Origin of the sequence: Stenotrophomonas sp. MH181796 (assembly GCF_009659995.1) — a bacterium.
GTDB lineage: Bacteria > Pseudomonadota > Gammaproteobacteria > Xanthomonadales > Xanthomonadaceae > Stenotrophomonas > Stenotrophomonas riyadhensis.
The window spans coordinates 22,155-37,705 of sequence record NZ_RAHU01000012.1; the positions used below are offsets into that span (position 1 = coordinate 22,155).

At 67.1% G+C, this 15,551-nt stretch carries 15 protein-coding genes; 7 read left to right on the plus strand and 8 right to left on the minus strand.

All coding sequences use genetic code 11. The features are described 5' to 3' along the window. The first annotated feature begins 95 nt into the window (after positions 1-95). Positions 96-902 carry a calcium-binding protein gene (locus D5301_RS23025; RefSeq protein WP_153857002.1) on the plus strand — a complete coding sequence of 269 codons (807 nt, stop codon included), beginning with the start codon at positions 96-98 and terminating at the stop codon, positions 900-902. Positions 903-986: 84 nt separating this feature from the next. Here the strand turns inward: D5301_RS23025 and D5301_RS23030 are convergent, their stop codons facing one another. The 4 genes from D5301_RS23030 to D5301_RS23045 all read right to left on the minus strand — a co-directional run bounded on the left by D5301_RS23030 (position 987) and on the right by D5301_RS23045 (position 5,233). Continuing rightward, entirely contained in the window at positions 987-1,958 is a 972-nt protein-coding gene (locus tag D5301_RS23030; RefSeq protein WP_100439850.1) for a bile acid:sodium symporter family protein, read from the minus strand. A 28-nt stretch (positions 1,959-1,986) separates the two neighbouring features. Continuing rightward, complete coding sequence (locus D5301_RS23035) at positions 1,987-2,487, minus strand: protein tyrosine phosphatase family protein (RefSeq protein ID WP_153857003.1); 501 nt, start codon at positions 2,485-2,487, stop codon at positions 1,987-1,989. A gap of 27 nt (positions 2,488-2,514) precedes the next feature. Further along, a complete protein-coding gene (gene dnaG / locus D5301_RS23040; protein ID WP_153857004.1) occupies positions 2,515-4,254 on the minus strand; it encodes a DNA primase in 1,740 nt (579 codons plus the stop codon). A 61-nt stretch (positions 4,255-4,315) separates the two neighbouring features. Continuing rightward, positions 4,316-5,233 (minus strand): YihY/virulence factor BrkB family protein, encoded by a 918-nt coding sequence (locus tag D5301_RS23045; RefSeq protein ID WP_153857005.1) that lies wholly within the window; start codon positions 5,231-5,233, stop codon positions 4,316-4,318. Between the two features lie 213 nt (positions 5,234-5,446). Here D5301_RS23045 and D5301_RS23050 point away from each other — a divergent pair, with 213 nt between their 5' ends. Further along, the gene (locus tag D5301_RS23050; protein ID WP_228756498.1) at positions 5,447-6,385 is read left to right on the plus strand and encodes a hypothetical protein; all 939 of its coding nucleotides are present in this window, start codon (positions 5,447-5,449) and stop codon (positions 6,383-6,385) included. Positions 6,386-6,462: 77 nt separating this feature from the next. Here D5301_RS23050 and D5301_RS23055 read toward each other — a convergent pair whose 3' ends face one another. Both D5301_RS23055 and rpsU read right to left on the minus strand, forming a co-directional pair. After that, entirely contained in the window at positions 6,463-6,909 is a 447-nt protein-coding gene (locus tag D5301_RS23055; RefSeq protein WP_110710833.1) for a GatB/YqeY domain-containing protein, read from the minus strand. 133 nt (positions 6,910-7,042) lie between these two features. Next, positions 7,043-7,258, minus strand: coding sequence for a 30S ribosomal protein S21 (gene rpsU, locus D5301_RS23060; protein WP_002808376.1), 216 nt, complete (start codon positions 7,256-7,258; stop codon positions 7,043-7,045). Positions 7,259-7,424: 166 nt separating this feature from the next. On the opposite strand from rpsU, the gene tsaD reads away from it, so the two are divergent. Beyond that, complete coding sequence (gene tsaD, locus D5301_RS23065) at positions 7,425-8,450, plus strand: tRNA (adenosine(37)-N6)-threonylcarbamoyltransferase complex transferase subunit TsaD (protein WP_153857006.1); 1,026 nt, start codon at positions 7,425-7,427, stop codon at positions 8,448-8,450. A 56-nt stretch (positions 8,451-8,506) separates the two neighbouring features. Here the strand turns inward: tsaD and D5301_RS23070 are convergent, their stop codons facing one another. After that, positions 8,507-9,217, minus strand: a complete 711-nt coding sequence (locus tag D5301_RS23070; protein WP_324187383.1) for a hypothetical protein — start codon at positions 9,215-9,217, stop codon at positions 8,507-8,509. 308 nt (positions 9,218-9,525) lie between these two features. Between D5301_RS23070 and folB the strand changes: the two genes are divergently transcribed. From folB to D5301_RS23090, 4 genes are all read left to right on the plus strand, one after another. Continuing rightward, positions 9,526-9,879 carry a dihydroneopterin aldolase gene (gene folB / locus D5301_RS23075; RefSeq protein ID WP_110710836.1) on the plus strand — a complete coding sequence of 118 codons (354 nt, stop codon included), beginning with the start codon at positions 9,526-9,528 and terminating at the stop codon, positions 9,877-9,879. A 62-nt stretch (positions 9,880-9,941) separates the two neighbouring features. Next, positions 9,942-11,213 (plus strand): mechanosensitive ion channel domain-containing protein, encoded by a 1,272-nt coding sequence (locus D5301_RS23080; RefSeq protein WP_110710837.1) that lies wholly within the window; start codon positions 9,942-9,944, stop codon positions 11,211-11,213. A 128-nt stretch (positions 11,214-11,341) separates the two neighbouring features. Next, positions 11,342-13,516: a glycoside hydrolase family 3 N-terminal domain-containing protein gene (locus D5301_RS23085; protein WP_197612561.1), complete on the plus strand. Its 2,175-nt coding sequence runs from the start codon at positions 11,342-11,344 to the stop codon at positions 13,514-13,516. 131 nt (positions 13,517-13,647) lie between these two features. After that, positions 13,648-14,190, plus strand: a complete 543-nt coding sequence (locus tag D5301_RS23090; protein WP_153857007.1) for a hypothetical protein — start codon at positions 13,648-13,650, stop codon at positions 14,188-14,190. Positions 14,191-14,260: 70 nt separating this feature from the next. Here the strand turns inward: D5301_RS23090 and D5301_RS23095 are convergent, their stop codons facing one another. Then, positions 14,261-15,424, minus strand: a complete 1,164-nt coding sequence (locus D5301_RS23095) for a PQQ-dependent sugar dehydrogenase (RefSeq protein ID WP_153857008.1) — start codon at positions 15,422-15,424, stop codon at positions 14,261-14,263. Between the last annotated feature and the right edge of the window lie 127 nt (positions 15,425-15,551).

The following is a 15,551-nucleotide window of genomic DNA, read 5'->3' on the forward strand; positions in this document are numbered from 1 at the left end:
GAGAAGCAGCCGAGCACGGGCTCGGCTCTACACTTGATCTGCGCCAGCTGCGTCGCCATTGCTGTTCCTGACCCCAAGGAAAGGACGGCGCAGGGATGCATTCGATCTTCCGCTGGACCGCGGCGCTGCTGCTGACGCTGGGCATGGCCCTTGGTGCGCATGCCGATGACACCGCCGCGCAGATCCGCCAGCATGCCGGTGACCATCGCCTGCTGGTACTGGGCGAATTCCACGGCACCCGCGAGACCCCGCTGCTGGTGCGCCAGCTGGTGGACGACTACAGCCGCACCGGCCCGGTCGTGCTGGCGCTGGAACTGCCACGCGGCGAAACCCCCACGCTACACGATTACCTGGCTTCCGACTGCGGCGAGAAGGCACGCCAGCAGCTGCGCGGGCGTGCCTTCTGGAGCGTGCGCGACGACCAGCACGATGGCCGTCGCAGCCGCGACATGCTGGCGATGATCGAAAGCCTGCGCGTGCTGAAGTCGCAGGGGCGTGTGATCGAAGTCGTTGGCTATGACGTCAATGCCAGCAAGGGCGGCAACCAGGCCCGCGATGACCACATGGCCGCCGAACTACGGCGCCTGTACCGGCGCCTGCCCGATGGCGCACGCATGGTCGTGCTGACCGGTAACGTGCACGCCCTGCTGCAGCGGCCGGGCGGTGCGCCGCCGGAAATGCAGACCCGGCCGATGGCATCGGCGTTGCGTGATCTGGACATCTACAGTGTGCGGCTGGGAGCACAGCGTGGTGAGACTTGGGCGTGCCTTGACCGATGCTCGGCCAGGCCATTGCCGGAACAGGCGGCGCGAGGGCCGCGGGTGGATACTCATGCGGGCCGGCAATACGACCTGTGGGTGTGGATGCCGCAGCTGAGCGTCGGCACGCTGGCAGAACCGTGAATCCACGCGTGGCCAACCATCAGCCGAGCTTGGGCTCGGCTCTACGGTAGATCCACGCCATGCGTGGATGATTTCCCGGTCGGGTCAGGGCTTGCGCCTGGCATACCGCTGCGCGATCACACCGCAGACGATCAGCTGGATCTGGTGGTAGATCATCACCGGCAGCACGATCGCACCGAGACTGCCACCGGCGAACAGCACCTTGGCGATCGGCACGCCGGTGGCCAGGCTCTTCTTCGAGCCGCAGAAGACGATGGCGATCTCGTCCTCACGGTTGAAGCGCAGGCGACGCGCGATGAAGGTGATCAGCGGCATCGCGATGCCCAGCAGCACGGCGGCCACGACCGCCACGGCCAGCAGCGACAGCAGCGGTGTCTTGCTCCACAGGCCCTCGGTGACGGCTTCGCCGAACGCGGAGTACACCACCAGCAGGATGGTGGCCTGGTCGGTATAGCGCAGCAGCGCGCGCTGCCTCTCTACCCAGCCGGCAATCCACGGCCGCAGCAGATGGCCGGCCACGAACGGCACCAGCAGCTGCAGCATGATGCCGCCGATCGCGTGCAGCGGGTCATGCACGCCGCCGGAGGTACCGGCCAGCGCGGTCAGCAGCAGCGGCGTCAGGAACACGCCGAGGATGCTCGACAACGACGCGCTGCATACCGCTGCAGGCACGTTGCCGCGGGCCATCGAGGTGAACGCGATGGACGACTGCACGGTGGAGGGCAGGGTGCACAGGAACAGCACACCCAGGTACAGCTCCGGGGTCAGCAGCCAGCCCGACAGTGGCTTGAACATCAGCCCCAGCAGCGGGAACAGGATGAAGGTGCAGGCCAGGATGGTCAGGTGCAGCCGCCAGTGCAGCATGCCGCCGATGATCGATTCGCGCGGCAGGCGTGCGCCATGCAGGAAGAACAGCGCGGCAATGGCGACGGTGGTGACATCGTCGAGGACGATGGCGGCGGCGCCCTTCATCGGTAGCAGCGAGGCCAGGCCGACGGTGCACAGCAGGGCGAGGGTGAAATTGTCCGGTCGCAGGCGCGACCACCAGCGGGTCATGGTGGGCAGAGTCCTTGGTGCGGAGGGTTCAGGGCGAGGTGACCGGTGTGGCCAGGCGCTGGCGGGTGGCGGCTTCCAGCGACTTCAGGCCGGCACGCTGGCCGAGCTGCAGGGCCTGTTCCGGGCTGGCGTGTTCGTAGCGTGCATTGACCAGGCCGAGCACGGCACCGGCGCGGTTGCCGGAGGCGCAGTGCAGCAGCACCGGCCCCTGGCTCTGCTGCAGGACCTGGTGCACCGCGCGTACGTTGGCGGCATCGAGCCCCTCGGCGCCGGCCACGGGAATGCGCACGTAGCGCAGGCCCAGTGATTCGGCGACGCGGGTTTCATCGAAACCCCGGTCCTCGCCGGGCTGGCGCAGGTCGATCACGGTGCGCACGCCCTGTGCGGCCAGGGCCTGCAGCTGTACAGCGCTGGGCTGGCCACCGGCATACAGGCCGGGGCGGACTTCGTTGAGGGGCGCGTCTTCGGCCAGGGCCGTCAGCGGCAGGCAGAGCGACAACAACAGCAGGCAGGTCAGGCGCAGCAGCATGGTCCTCTCCGGGAAAACGTTCTGCCGCTACAGGCGCAGTCCGGCGCGGGCCTTCAGCAGCTCGCGCAGTTCGTACTTGTCAGTATCGTCCAGACCCTGCTGCCGCTGCTTTGCCAACAGCTCTTCCAGACGTTGCACCAGCAGCTGTTTCTCCAGCTGGGCGACGGCATCGTGCAGTTCCTGGGTCCAGCTCGCATCGTCGCCCGGCATTGTCTGCGCGGCCAGGGTATGCAGCGACGCTTGCTCCTCACGCCCGTCGAAGTGCTCCAGCAGGGCGCCGGTGCTGATGTCCGGGCGCTGTTCGACCAGGCCCAGCAGCTCCAGCAGCAGCTCCACGCCGGGCAGGCGCAGGCCCTGGAAGTGGTGCTTGCCGCCCAGCGTCAGTGCCAGCGACGGCTGCTGCAGCAGTACGGCGATCGCGCCGCGTACCAGGCTGCGCTTGGCCACGGGCTGGATCGTTCGCGAGGGCTGGCGCTGCGGCATCGGCGCGCGTGCGGCCTGGGCGTTGCCGCCAAGGCCGGTCAGCTGCGCCAGCTGCTGCTTCATCAGATCGCCGAAGGCGCCGTCGGGAATCTGCGCCAGCATCGGCTTGGCCCGCTCGGCCAGGCGTGCCTTGCCATCGAGCGTGCCCAGGTTGATCTCGCGGGTCAGTTCATCGAAGAAGAACTGCGACAGCGGGGTGGCCTGCTTCAGGCGTTCGTTGAAGGCCTCGGCGCCTTCCTTGCGCACGATGGTGTCCGGGTCCTCGCCATCGGGCAGGAACAGGAAGAAGGCCTGGCGGCCATCCTTCATGCGCGGCAACACCGACTCCAGCGCCTTCCAGCCGGCGCGGCGGCCGGCGGCGTCGCCGTCGAAGCAGAAGAACACATCCGGTGCGTTGCGGAACAGCAGCTCGGCATGGTCCGGCGTGGTCGCGGTACCCAGTGTTGCCACCGCCTGGGTGACGCCGAACTGGAACAGCGAGACCACGTCCATGTAGCCCTCGACCACGATCAGCCGCTCGATCTTCTGGTTGGCCTGGCGCACCTGCCACAGGCCGTACAGCTCGCGGCCCTTGTGGAACAGCGCGGTCTCGGGCGAGTTGAGGTACTTGGGGCCGTCGTCCTTCTCGAACACGCGGCCACCGAACGCGATCACCCGGCCACGGCGGTCGAAGATCGGGAACATCACCCGGTCGCGGAACTTGTCGTAGACGTGGCCGCGATCGTTCTTGGAGAACAGGCCGGCGCGGTCGAGCAGCTTCATGCGCCGCTCGTCCTTGCCCAGCGCATCGCGCAGGCCGCTGTAGCCATCCGGTGCGTAGCCGATCAGGAAGCGCGCGCGGTTCTCTTCGTCCACGCCACGGCCATCCAGGTAGCTGCGGGCCTTGTCGCTGCCTTGCAGGTTGTTCTGGAAGAACTTGGTCGCGGCATCCAGCGCCGAGTACAGCTCGCGGCTGTCGTCCTGCTGCTGCGGGCTGCGCGGGTTCTCGCTGCGCGGCACTTCCATGCCCGCGCGCTTGGCCAGCTCATCCACCGCATCGAGGAACTCGAGGCGGTCGTAGTTCATCAGGAAGCTGATCGCGGTACCGTGCGCACCACAGCCGAAGCAGTGATAGAACTGCTTGGTGGGGGAGACCGTGAACGACGCCGATCGCTCGTCATGGAACGGACAGCGCGCCGCGTATTCCTTGCCCTGGCGCTTCAACGGCACGCGGCTGCCCACCACCTCGACGATGTCGGAGCGGGCCAGCAGGTCGTCGATGAAAGCGTCGGGGATACGGGCCATGGGCAACAGGGCAGGGCGCGGCCGCCAGGGCGCGCAGCGGGGGGCGGCGGATTCCCCTAGTTTACCCGCTGGCGCCGCCGGGACCGGCCTGTTCGGCTTCGACCCCGGCCTTGGCCAGCTGCGCCCGTGCATGCTGACGCTCGTCGATCACTGCGGTCATCAGCGCGCCGACGAAGAAGACGGCGGTGGCGTAGTAGATCCAGACCAGCGAGATCACCAGTGCGCCCATTGAACCGTAGGCGCTGCCCGGAGCCACGGTGGCGATGTAGACGCCAATCCCGTAGCGGCCGAGGGTGAACAGGATCGAGGTGATGGCACCGCCGATGAAGGCCTGGCGCCAGGCCACGCGGCGGTCGGGCAGGTAGTGGTAGAGGAAGGCGAAGGCCAGCGTGTACAGCAGCAGCGAGGTCAGGTACCCGATCGCCGGCAGTACCGAGGGCAGCTGCGCGAACACCACCTGCAAGGCGGTAGTGGCGGTCATCGACAGGATCAGCAGGAAGCCCAGCGCCAGCACCACGCCGAACGAGAACACGCGCTTGCGCAACCAGGCCTTGACGCCTTCCAGGCGTTGGCCGCTGGTGTGGAAGATCCGGTTCAGCGCGTTCTGCAGCTGGGCGAACACCGCCGTGGCGCCCACGAACAGCAGCAGCGTGCTCCACAGGCCGGCCAGTGAACCGACGCTGGGCTGGCTGTTGGCGTTGTGCAGCACGGTGTCGGCGACGCTGGCCACGCTGCTGCCAGCGACCGAACCGATCTGGCTGATCAGCGTCTGCTGCGCCGGTGGGTACAGCGAGGCGGTCAGCCACAGCAGCAGCACCAGCAGCGGTGCCATCGACAGCAGGGCGTAGAAGGAAACCGAGGCGGCCTGGGTCAGCACGTCGATTTCGACGAAGCGCTTGGCCACCGCCATCGGGAAGCTGTCCTGCAGCTTTCCCAGGCGGGATCGGACGGCAGGCAGGAAGGCGCGGGGATGGGGCATCAGCGGACAACGGTGAGGGACGGGAGAGTGTTTTTCTAGCAAATCACGACGTCATGCGGGGTGAAGCGCCTATTCAGCACCTCGTTCCGTGAGCGTCCGCGCTATCCTTTTGCTGGACCGAAGGCGCGCAAGGGGGTTGCCGTCGCGGTATCCGGGGCCGGCTGCCGCAGCGCAGGGCCACGACATTCCAATTTCTCTACAGAAGGACGCGTTATGAAAGGGATGGTCTACACCACGATGGTGTTGCTGGCGACCGTGAGCGGCTCGGCTGCCGCAGCATCGGCCGCCTGTGAGAAGGCATTCAAGACGGTAGGGGATCCGCGCAACGGCGCGATGTACATGGCCGACATCACCGTGCCGGGGCTGAAGGTGCAGAGCGCGCTGGACCAGCTGCGGCAGATCGGTGCGGAGGATGAATTCGAAGTGGGCGGGCAGCTGGTGGAAGGCAATACCGGCAACCAGTACCTGATCCAGACCAAGGGGCTGCGTACGCCGCTGGTGCTGATCGGCACCGCCGACCACACCGGCCGGGTCACCCTTGCGACGAAGCTGGCGCGTGGCCAGACGATCGGCCAGGAAGAGGCGCGGCAGTCGATGTGCGCCATGCTGGACAAGCTGAAGGGGGGCAGCCAGGGCGAAGCGCTTGCCGCGGCGGCGCGCTCGAAGCAGCCCATGCCTGCGCCGGAAGAGGTGGCCGCGCCGGACCTGTCCAAGAAGATGGGCAAGGAAGTGCGCAGCACGATGGCGGCCTACAATGCCGCCGGCAGCTTCAAGGACCTGATGCTGGGAACCACCACCAACAAGGAAGACCTGGGCGATCGTTCGGCCACCTTCCTGCCGCTGTACGCGAAGTACATCGGCCGCCGATACCGCATCGACGGGCAGGTATATACGGTCAATCGGAACAGCTACTCCACCCGCCCGGGTGAAGTGGGGTCGATCAACTACCTGGTGACGCCGGAACGCGGCCTGCTGCGGATCCGCCAGAACGACTCGTTCAACAACAACAACTACACCATCCGCTGCGAGTTCGCGCCGGACCAGGCTGCCAACTTCAGCATGCTGCGCGAGCGTGACTGGGCAAAGCTGGAAGGCGAGGTGAGCTCGCTCGAGGGCAGCTCGATGACCCTGCGCAACTGCCGCCAGGTGTAAGCGGCAGCGCCACCACGTGCCGTCATGACAAGGCCCGCATTTGCGGGCCTTGTCGTATCCGGCAGGTGCGGCGAGGTTCAGCCGGCCAGCTGCTGCTTGACCAGCTTGGACACCAGGCCCATGTCGGCCTGGCCGGCCAGCTTGGGCTTCAGGGCGCCCATCAGCTTGCCCATATCGGCCGGGCCGGAGGCGCCGGTCTCGGCGATGGCGGCCTGGATGGCGGCGACGATCTCGGCTTCGCCCATCTTGGCCGGCAGGTAGGCTTCGATGACCACGATCTCGGCGCGCTCGATCCCGGCCAGGTCTTCGCGGTTGGCGGCTTCGAACTGGCTGACCGAGTCCTTGCGCTGCTTGACCATCTTGTCGAGCACGGCGATCACGGCGGTGTCATCCAGCTCGATGCGCTCGTCCACTTCGCGCTGCTTGATGGCGGCGTTGATCAGGCGGATCACGCCCAGCTTGTGCTTCTCGCCCGCCTTCATGGCGGCCTTCATGTCTTCGGTGAGCTGCTGCTTCATGCTCATGAGGAACCTCGTGGTGGTAGGTGGGGCGGGGCGGATGCCCGAACCCGGAAACGCAAAAAGCCGGCGACGCTCGCGCGTGCCGGCTTCGGCTCCATCGCGACGGGAAGGCCCGCCGCAATGAAGATGCGTCCGATCAGTACAGGCGCTGACGCTTGGTGACGTCGCGCGACGAGCGGCGCAGCTGACGCTTCACAGCAGCGGCGGCCTTGCGCTTGCGCTCCTGGGTCGGCTTTTCGTAGAACTCGCGCTTGCGGGTTTCGGCCAGCACACCGGCCTTTTCGCAAGTGCGCTTGAAGCGGCGAAGAGCAAACTCGAAGGGCTCGTTCTCGCGGACTTTGACGCTGGGCATGGAATCTCCGGGACACAGTAGAACCGGGTCACGCCCGGCGAGCCGCACATTATAGCGGCGAATCAACAAACTGCAAGCGGCCAACCCTGAATACGGGCCGGGGGTTCGAAAGCAGTGAGATCTGCACGTCCCCCGAGGGGGCGGCAGGGGCGTCATAATAGCAGGCATGCGAGTCCTTGGCATCGAATCTTCCTGTGATGAGACCGGCGTGGCGGTGTATGACACCGACCTGGCCGGCAGCGCGGCCCTGCGCGCCCATGCGGTCTACAGCCAGATCGCCCTGCACGCCGAATACGGTGGTGTGGTGCCCGAACTGGCCAGCCGCGACCATGTCCGCAAGCTGCTGCCGCTGGTGCGACAGACCCTGGCCGAAGCCGGCCTTGGCGTGGACGACATCGACGGCGTGGCCTATACGGCCGGGCCCGGCCTGGTCGGGGCACTGCTGGTCGGCGCGGGCGTGGCGCGTTCGCTGGCCTGGGCGCTGGAGGTGCCGGCAGTGGGCGTACACCATATGGAAGGCCACCTGCTGGCGCCGTTGATGGAAGACGACCCGCCGGAAGCGCCGTTCGTGGCGCTGCTGGTGTCCGGTGGGCATACCCAGCTGGTGGCGGTGGACGCGATCGGCCAGTACCGCCTGCTGGGCGAGACCCTGGACGATGCGGCCGGCGAGGCCTTCGACAAGACCGCCAAGCTGATGGGCCTGCCGTACCCGGGCGGCCCGCAGCTGGCCAGGCTGGCCGAGCAGGGCACGCCGGGGGTCTACCGCTTCGCGCGGCCGATGACCGACCGCCCGGGGCTGGATTTCAGCTTCTCCGGCCTGAAGACCCAGGTCCTGATGGCCTGGCGCGACAGCGACCAGAGCGAGCAGACCCGCGCCGACATCGCCCGGGGCTTCGAAGACGCCGTGGTCGAGACCCTGTCGATCAAGTGCGAGCGCGCGCTGGAAGCGGCCGGGACCAATGTGATCGTGGTGGCCGGCGGTGTCGGTGCCAACAAGCGCCTGCGCGCCCGCCTGCAGCAGATGGCCGAGCGCCTCGGCGGACGGGCCTGTTTCCCGCGGCCGGCGTTGTGCACCGACAACGGCGCGATGATCGCCTTCGCCGGCGCGCTGCGGCTGCAGGCCGGCCAGCACAGCCCGCCGAAGGTGGACGTCACCCCCCGCTGGGATATGGCGACCCTGCCGGCGGTCTGAGTTCCAACGGCCGCTCCCTGTAGCGTCGAGCCATGCTCGCCTGCGCGTGATCGACGCTACGCACGCACTCCCAACGGTGACGCCGCCAACACGCTCGTCGCCCGCTCATGGCGTTGCAGCCAGCCCAGCGTATGCGGGCAGCGGGCGTGGATCAGCCGTCCGATCGCCGCCAGGTCGGCACCGATGTCGCGTTCCAGGATGGGTTCGTGGTGGGCGATCCGATTGCGCAGGAGGCGGATGCGGTCGAGGTCGGCATGGATGGACCGACGCAGGACGGACAGCGGCACCGAGGGTGCGTGTGGCAGCGCCAGGCCCATGGTCCCGGCCCAGATCGAATGCTCGAACCGTCGAGCGAACAATTGCTGCCAGAAGCCGAATCGCAGTTTGGCGATGACCTCCGGTACATCCCGCGGAGCTCCGGCGCTGCCGCGGACATCGCATAGCGAGGCAAGGGCGCCTTCGGCAGGAAGGCTGCGCAGCAGCGCTGGATGCCAGGGCCAGCATCGACCATAGCGATGCACCAGCGCCGTAGCGGCTGCATTGCGGATCACGACTTCACAGATATGCAACGGTGGCAGGAGAGCAGCACACATCTGCATGTTCCAGGCATAGAGCGTGGCTGGATCGGCTGCGCAACGAGAAGCGATGCGCTCGTAGGTCGACCATCTCTGCCGGGATAGCGCTGCCTGCAGGATCCTGCTTTCCTTCATCAACTCACTCCCAGGGAACGTGGTTTCACCTTGACCCTGGGAACGAGGCAGGAACATCAGAAAACGGCATCATGATCGTCGGTGTTTTTTCGTGGATCGGCTCGGTTTTTCACCCGGTAGTCTGCCGTGACGCATTTGCCAATTGACTGGTCTGGGAGGCACTCCTAACCTTGCGGCGTGTGCTCCGGGACTCGCGGCTGGATTCCAGCTTCCCCTGGGGACGTTGAGAGGTAGCAAAGGGCCCCGCTAGCAGGGCCCTTTGTCTTTTCTGAAGCCGTGTCCCTGCCGGCTGCTCATCGCCCGTTCCGGGCAGGCTCACCGCCGTGCCGTTACCATGGCCCCCTGTACTCGGGCTGGTAAGCGCAATGGACAAGGTTTTCATCGAGGGGCTGACGATCGACGCCCTGATCGGTATCTACGATTGGGAACGACGGATCCGCCAGGACCTGGTGTTCGACCTGGAAATGGGCTTCGACAACCGTCGTCCCGCGGCCTCCGACGACATCGCCCACACCCTGAACTACAAGGCGGTGAGCAAGCGCCTGGAGCAGTTCGTGCGCGAGTCGGAATTCGGCCTGGTGGAAACCCTGGCCGAGCGCTGCGCACGGATCGTGCTGGACGAATTCGACGTGAAGTGGCTGCGCCTGAAACTGAGCAAGCCCGGCGCGGTGCGTGGCGCGCGCGCGGTGGGCGTGATCATCGAGCGCTCGCGGGACTGATCCGGTAGTGCCGGCCGCTGGCCGGCACCCCCAACAACAACGACAACGCAAGGAGACAACTGATGGTGGACGCGGTGGTGGCGGTACAGTGGCTGGAACGGCTGCAGAACACACTGGAACCCTATCCCGGCGCCTACCTGGCGTTGATGATCTCAGCCCTGCTGATCGCCGCGGGCCTGGCCAACTGGGTGACCAAGCGCATTCTCGTGCGCGGCCTGCGGCGCCTGCTGCAGCGCCTGCCCGGCGCCGAGTCCGGGCGCGGCAGCCACCTGATGCGGGTGATCTCGCGCCTGTCCAACGTGGTGCCCAGCCAGGTGATCGCCTCGGGCATCACCCTCATTCCCGATCTGCCGCCAGGCCTGGTCAACGTCATCATCAAGCTGTGCATCGTATGGGCCGTACTGACGGTGTCGATGGCGTTCTCGCATGCGCTGGACGCGGCCAACAGCCTGTACGAACGCAAGCCCGATGCGCGCAACAAGCCGATCAAGGGCTACCTGCAGGTGGTCAAGATCGTGGTGTTCGTGGCCGCCGGCCTGTCCATCATCGCCACCCTGCTGGGGGTGAAGCTGGGCCCGCTGGTGACCGGCCTGGGCGCGGCCACAGCGGTGCTGATGCTGATCTTCCAGGACACCATCCTGTCGCTGGTGGCCAGTGTGCAGATCAGTGGCGATGGCCGCGTGCGCATCGGCGACTGGATCGAGATGCCCAGCCAGAATGCCGACGGTGACGTCATCGATATCGCGCTGCATACCGTCACGGTGCAGAACTTCGACAAGACCATCACCACCATCCCGACCAAGAAGCTGGTGACCGAGTCGTTCAAGAACTGGCGCGGCATGCAGGAGGCCGGTGGCCGCCGCATCAAGCGCGCGCTGTACCTGGACCAGCACAGCGTGGGATTCCTGGACAAGGGCGACCTGGCCTTCCTCGGCGAATTCGCATTGCTGCGTGACTACCTGCAGGAGAAGGAGCAGGAGCTCGGCCAGTGGAACGGGCGCCTGCGCGAGCAGGGCGTGGCCGAGGTCAACAGCCGCCGGGTGACCAACCTGGGCACCTTCCGTGCGTATGTGGAGCGCTATCTGCGCAGTCACCCGGGCATCCATACCGACATGACCCTGCTGGTGCGACAGCTGCAGCCGACCACCGAGGGCCTGCCGCTGGAGCTGTACTGCTTCACCCGCAGCACCGCCTGGGGCGAGTACGAGGCGGTGCAGTCGGACATCTTCGACCACCTGCTGGCGATCCTGCCGGCCTTCGGCCTGCGGGTGTTCCAGGCCTCCAGCGACGCCATGTTGATGGCCGGGCAGCGCCAATTGGCCGGCTCGGAGTAAGCTGCGATGCCTCCGGCCGGACCGTACGGATCCGGCTGGAGCCTGAAACTGAATGACGAAACCTCTCGCCAAATGGCTCGGGATCGCTAGAATGCCGGGCTTGTAAACGTTTTCATCAAGGACTGCTGGTGGCCTCCGATCGCATCGAATCCCTCATTGCCCAGATGACCGTCGAGGAAAAGGTCGGCCAGCTGGGTGTCTTCGCGGACATGGTCCGCCCGTTCGCCCCGGACGTGAACCCGGAAGCCAACGTGCGCAATGCCGACCAGGTGCTGCAGCAGGTACGCGAGGGCAAGGTCGGTTCCCTGTTCAATGGCGTGGGCGCCGAGCTGGGCCGCCGGATCCAGCAGGTCGCCACCGAAGAAAGCCGCCTGGGCATCCCGGTGATCCTGGCCGCCGACGTCATCCACGGCATGCGCACCGTGTTCCCGATCCCGCTGGGCGAGGCGGCCAGTTTCGAGCCGGAGCTGGCCGAGCGCACCGCACGCGCCACCGCCATTGAAGCCACCGCTGCCGGCCTGCACTGGACCTATGCGCCGGCGGTGGACATCGCCCGCGACCAGCGCTGGGGCCGTGGCGCCGAGGGTGCCGGTGAGGACGTGGTGCTGGGCTGTGCGTTCGCCGCCGCCCGCGTGCGCGGCTTCCAGGGCAGCGACCTGCGCGCCGACGATTCGTTGCTGGCCACGCCGAAGCACTTCGCCGCCTACGGTGCGGTGATGGCCGGCATGGAATACAACATGGTGGACATCTCGCCGCAGACCCTGCGCGACGTGCACCTGCCGCCGTTCAAGGCCGCCTTCGACGCCGGCGCGATCACCGTGATGTCCTCGTTCAACGACATCAACGGCGTGCCGGCCAGCGCCAATGCCGAGCTGCTGACCGACATCCTGCGCGGTGAGTGGAAGTTCCCGGGCGTGGTGATCTCCGACTACACCGCCGACATGGAACTGGTCGCGCACGGCTATGCGGCCGATGATCGCGATGCCACCGCCAAGGCGTTCACCGCCGGTCTGGACCTGAGCATGCAGAGCGGTTTCTACGCCGAGCACCTGCCGGGCCTGGTCGAGAGCGGCGAGGTGCCGATGGCGGTGCTGGATGAAGGCGTGCGCCGCATCCTGTGGCTGAAGGAAACCATCGGCCTGTTCGACGACCCGTACCGTTCGCTGGACCCGGCGCGCGAAGCCGATACGTCGCACCTCGCCGCGCATGACGCACTGTCGCGCGATGCCGCGCGCCGTTCGATCGTGCTGCTGAACAACCGCGACAACGTGCTGCCGCTGCAGAAGCGCGGGCAGAAGATCGCGCTGATCGGCCCGTTCGTGCAGGACCGCGAGAACATCGAAGGCTGCTGGACCCTGTTCGGCGACAAGCAGCGCTACGTGGACCTGGAAACCGGCGTGCGTGCCGCCATCGGCGACGAGGCGTTGCTGGAGATCGTGCCGGGCTGCGAACTGGAAACCGCGATTCCGGGCGGCACCGAAGCGGCCGTGGCCGCCGCGCTGCGCGCCGATGTGGTGGTGCTGGCGCTGGGCGAGCCGCAGCGCTACAGCGGTGAAGCGCAGTCGCGCGTGGAGATCACCCTGCCGCCGGCACAGCAGGCGCTGGCCGAGGCGGTGGCGATGACCGGCAAGCCGCTGGTGGTGCTGCTGCGCAATGGCCGCGCGCTGGCGCTGCAGGGCGCCGTGCGCAATGCACAGGCGGTGGCGGTGACCTGGTACCTGGGCACGCAGACCGGCCACGCGGTGGCCGATGTGCTGTTCGGTGACTACAGCCCGTCCGGGCGGCTGCCGGTCAGCTTCCCGCAGGTGTCCGGCCAGCAGCCGTATTTCTACAACCACCCGCGCACCGGCCGCCCGGAACTGCCGACGATGTCGGAGTTCAAGGCCCGCTGGCGCGAGATTCCGAACGAGCCGCTGTACCCGTTCGGGCATGGCATCGGCTACACCACCTTCGCCTACGGCGTGCCGCAGCTGAGCGCGGGCCAGCTCGGCTGGGACGACAGCCTGACCATCACCACCACGCTGACCAACAGCGGTGACGTGGCCGGTGAAGAAGTGGTGCAGCTGTACATCCACGACCGCGTGGCCAGCCGCGTGCGTCCGGTGCGCGAACTGAAGGACTTCCGCAAGGTGGCACTGCAGCCGGGCGAGTCGGCCGAAGTGGTGTTCACCCTGACCCGCGAGCAGCTGGCGTTCACCGGCCGCGACGGCGTGCTGCGTGCCGAGCCGGGCCAGTTCGACCTGTGGGTCTGCGCCTCGTCGGCGGCAGGTGAAGCCGTGCAGTTCGAACTGCTGAAGGCCTGATCGAGAAAAAGGGGACGGAGGGGATTAAGTCGTTAGTGGCACAAACGACTTAATCCCCTCCGTCCCCTTTTTTGTTGTCCTCACTGGCACGGCGCTACCATCGGTGTTCTTGAACCGATGGATGCCCGCGCATGCGCACGATCGCTGTGTTGATTCCCGCCCTGTTGTTGGCGGCCTGTTCGCAGCCGGCGCCGCCGGCCGAGCCTGCGGTGGATGCACCGCCGCCGATGGAGGCCAGTGCTGCGGCGACGCCCGCGGCTGAATCGGCGAAGGTTGCTGCTGAGCCGGCCGGCGCCGCACCGGCGGATGTGCCCGCGGAAGACGCGCGTGCACGCATCGAGACCCTGCTTGGTGATGCCGCGCAGTACGAGAAGGTGTTCAACGCGTTCAAGACCGCCGTGGTCGGCGGTGATCGTGCTGCGGTGGTGGAGGAAGTGCGCTTTCCGTTGAACATCAGCGGCGGAAAGAAGATCACCGGCCCCGGTGAGTTCCAGCGCAACTACGAGAAGATCATCACCCCGGCGGTGGTCAAGGCGGTGTCCGGGCAGGACTTCGGCAAGGTGTTCGTCAACCAGCAGGGCGTGATGATCGGTGACGGGCAGGTGTGGTTGAACGGGCAGTGCCTGGACCAGGCCTGTGCGCAGACCGAGGTGAAGGTCATCACCATCCAGTGAATGCAGACGGCCCCGCGTGCGGGGCCGTTGCGGGCAAACGTGCCGGCCAGCGGCCGGCACTATCGGGGCATCAGGTCTTCGGCGTGAGCTTCAGCAGGCGCGCCTTGCTGCCATCTTCCAGCAGCCACAGCGCGCCATCCGGGCCCTGTTCCACTTCGCGGATGCGCTCGCCCATGTTGAAGCGCTCGGCTTCGCGCGCGCTGTCACCATCGAAGGCCACACGCACCAGCGAGGTGGACGACAGGCCGCCGATGAAGCCGCTGCCCTTCCACTGCGGGAACAGGGTACCGCTGTAGATCACGAAGCCGGCCGGCGAAATCACCGGCGTCCAGGTCACCTTCGGGGCGGCGAATTCCGGCCGGGTATCGTGATCGGGAATCGGGCGGCCGTCGTAGTGGTTGCCATTGGAGACGATCGGGTAGCCGTAGTTGGCGCCGCGCACGATCAGGTTCAGTTCGTCGCCGCCAGCCGGGCCCATCTCGTGCGCCCACAGCTTGCCGTTGGCATCGAAGGCCATGCCGAGGATGTTGCGGTGACCCAGCGACCACACCTGCGCGGCAACCCCGCCCTGCGAGGCGAACGGGTTGTCGGCGGGCAGGCTGCCATCGTCGTTGAGGCGGATGATCTTGCCGAGGTTGCTGCCCATGTCCTGCGCCGGATCGAATTTCTGGCGCTCGCTGGAGCTGATCCACAGCTTGCCGTCCGGACCGAAGGCGAGGCGATGGCCGTAGTGGCCCTCACCGCTGACCTTGGGGCTTTGCCGCCAGATCACCTTCAGGTCCTTCAGCTGGCCGGCACCATTGGCGTCCAGCGCCAGCGTGGCCCGGGCCACGGCGGCACCACGGGTATCCAGCGTGCCTTCCTCGGCGTAGCTGAGGTAGATCACGTGGTTGCGGGCGAACTGCGGATGCAGGATCACGTCACCGAAGCCGCCCTGGCCGCCATAGGCGACCTTGGGAACGCCGGTGATTTCGTGCTTCTGGCCGGTGGCCAGGTCCAGATGCTGCAGCTTTCCACGCTTCTCGGTAACCAGCAGGCTGCCGTCGGGCAGGAAGGTCATCGCCCACGGTTGGTCGAAACGGCTGACTTCGGTGGCGGTGAACGGACGTTGGTCGGCGGCGGTGGCCGGAGCGGCCTTGGCGGCCGGTGTCGTCTCCGGACCGGCAGCATTGCAGGCGGAGGTGGCGAGGATCGGCACCAGGCCGAGGGCGAGCAGCAGGGGCGTGCGGGTCATGGGTATCTCCAGTGCGGGGATGCGGATGGCCGGGCTGTCCCTTGTATACCACTGCAGCGGTGACCGTCGTGGCCCGAAGGTCCTGCGCCCCCTGTGCGGCGGCCGTGGGATCGTCTAGGGTGGGCAC

Excerpts from the sequence above, each read along its gene's own strand:
- D5301_RS23025 (WP_153857002.1), top strand. The coding sequence starts at position 96 with ATGCATTCGATCTTCCGCTGGACCGCGGCGCTGCTGCTGACGCTGGGC.
- D5301_RS23030 (WP_100439850.1), bottom strand. The coding sequence starts at position 1,958 with ATGACCCGCTGGTGGTCGCGCCTGCGACCGGACAATTTCACCCTCGCC.
- D5301_RS23035 (WP_153857003.1), bottom strand. The coding sequence starts at position 2,487 with ATGCTGCTGCGCCTGACCTGCCTGCTGTTGTTGTCGCTCTGCCTGCCG.
- dnaG (WP_153857004.1), bottom strand. The coding sequence starts at position 4,254 with ATGGCCCGTATCCCCGACGCTTTCATCGACGACCTGCTGGCCCGCTCC.
- D5301_RS23045 (WP_153857005.1), bottom strand. The coding sequence starts at position 5,233 with ATGCCCCATCCCCGCGCCTTCCTGCCTGCCGTCCGATCCCGCCTGGGA.
- D5301_RS23050 (WP_228756498.1), top strand. The coding sequence starts at position 5,447 with ATGAAAGGGATGGTCTACACCACGATGGTGTTGCTGGCGACCGTGAGC.
- D5301_RS23055 (WP_110710833.1), bottom strand. The coding sequence starts at position 6,909 with ATGAGCATGAAGCAGCAGCTCACCGAAGACATGAAGGCCGCCATGAAG.
- rpsU (WP_002808376.1), bottom strand. The coding sequence starts at position 7,258 with ATGCCCAGCGTCAAAGTCCGCGAGAACGAGCCCTTCGAGTTTGCTCTT.
- tsaD (WP_153857006.1), top strand. The coding sequence starts at position 7,425 with ATGCGAGTCCTTGGCATCGAATCTTCCTGTGATGAGACCGGCGTGGCG.
- D5301_RS23070 (WP_324187383.1), bottom strand. The coding sequence starts at position 9,217 with ATGTTCCTGCCTCGTTCCCAGGGTCAAGGTGAAACCACGTTCCCTGGG.
- folB (WP_110710836.1), top strand. The coding sequence starts at position 9,526 with ATGGACAAGGTTTTCATCGAGGGGCTGACGATCGACGCCCTGATCGGT.
- D5301_RS23080 (WP_110710837.1), top strand. The coding sequence starts at position 9,942 with ATGGTGGACGCGGTGGTGGCGGTACAGTGGCTGGAACGGCTGCAGAAC.
- D5301_RS23090 (WP_153857007.1), top strand. The coding sequence starts at position 13,648 with ATGCGCACGATCGCTGTGTTGATTCCCGCCCTGTTGTTGGCGGCCTGT.
- D5301_RS23095 (WP_153857008.1), bottom strand. The coding sequence starts at position 15,424 with ATGACCCGCACGCCCCTGCTGCTCGCCCTCGGCCTGGTGCCGATCCTC.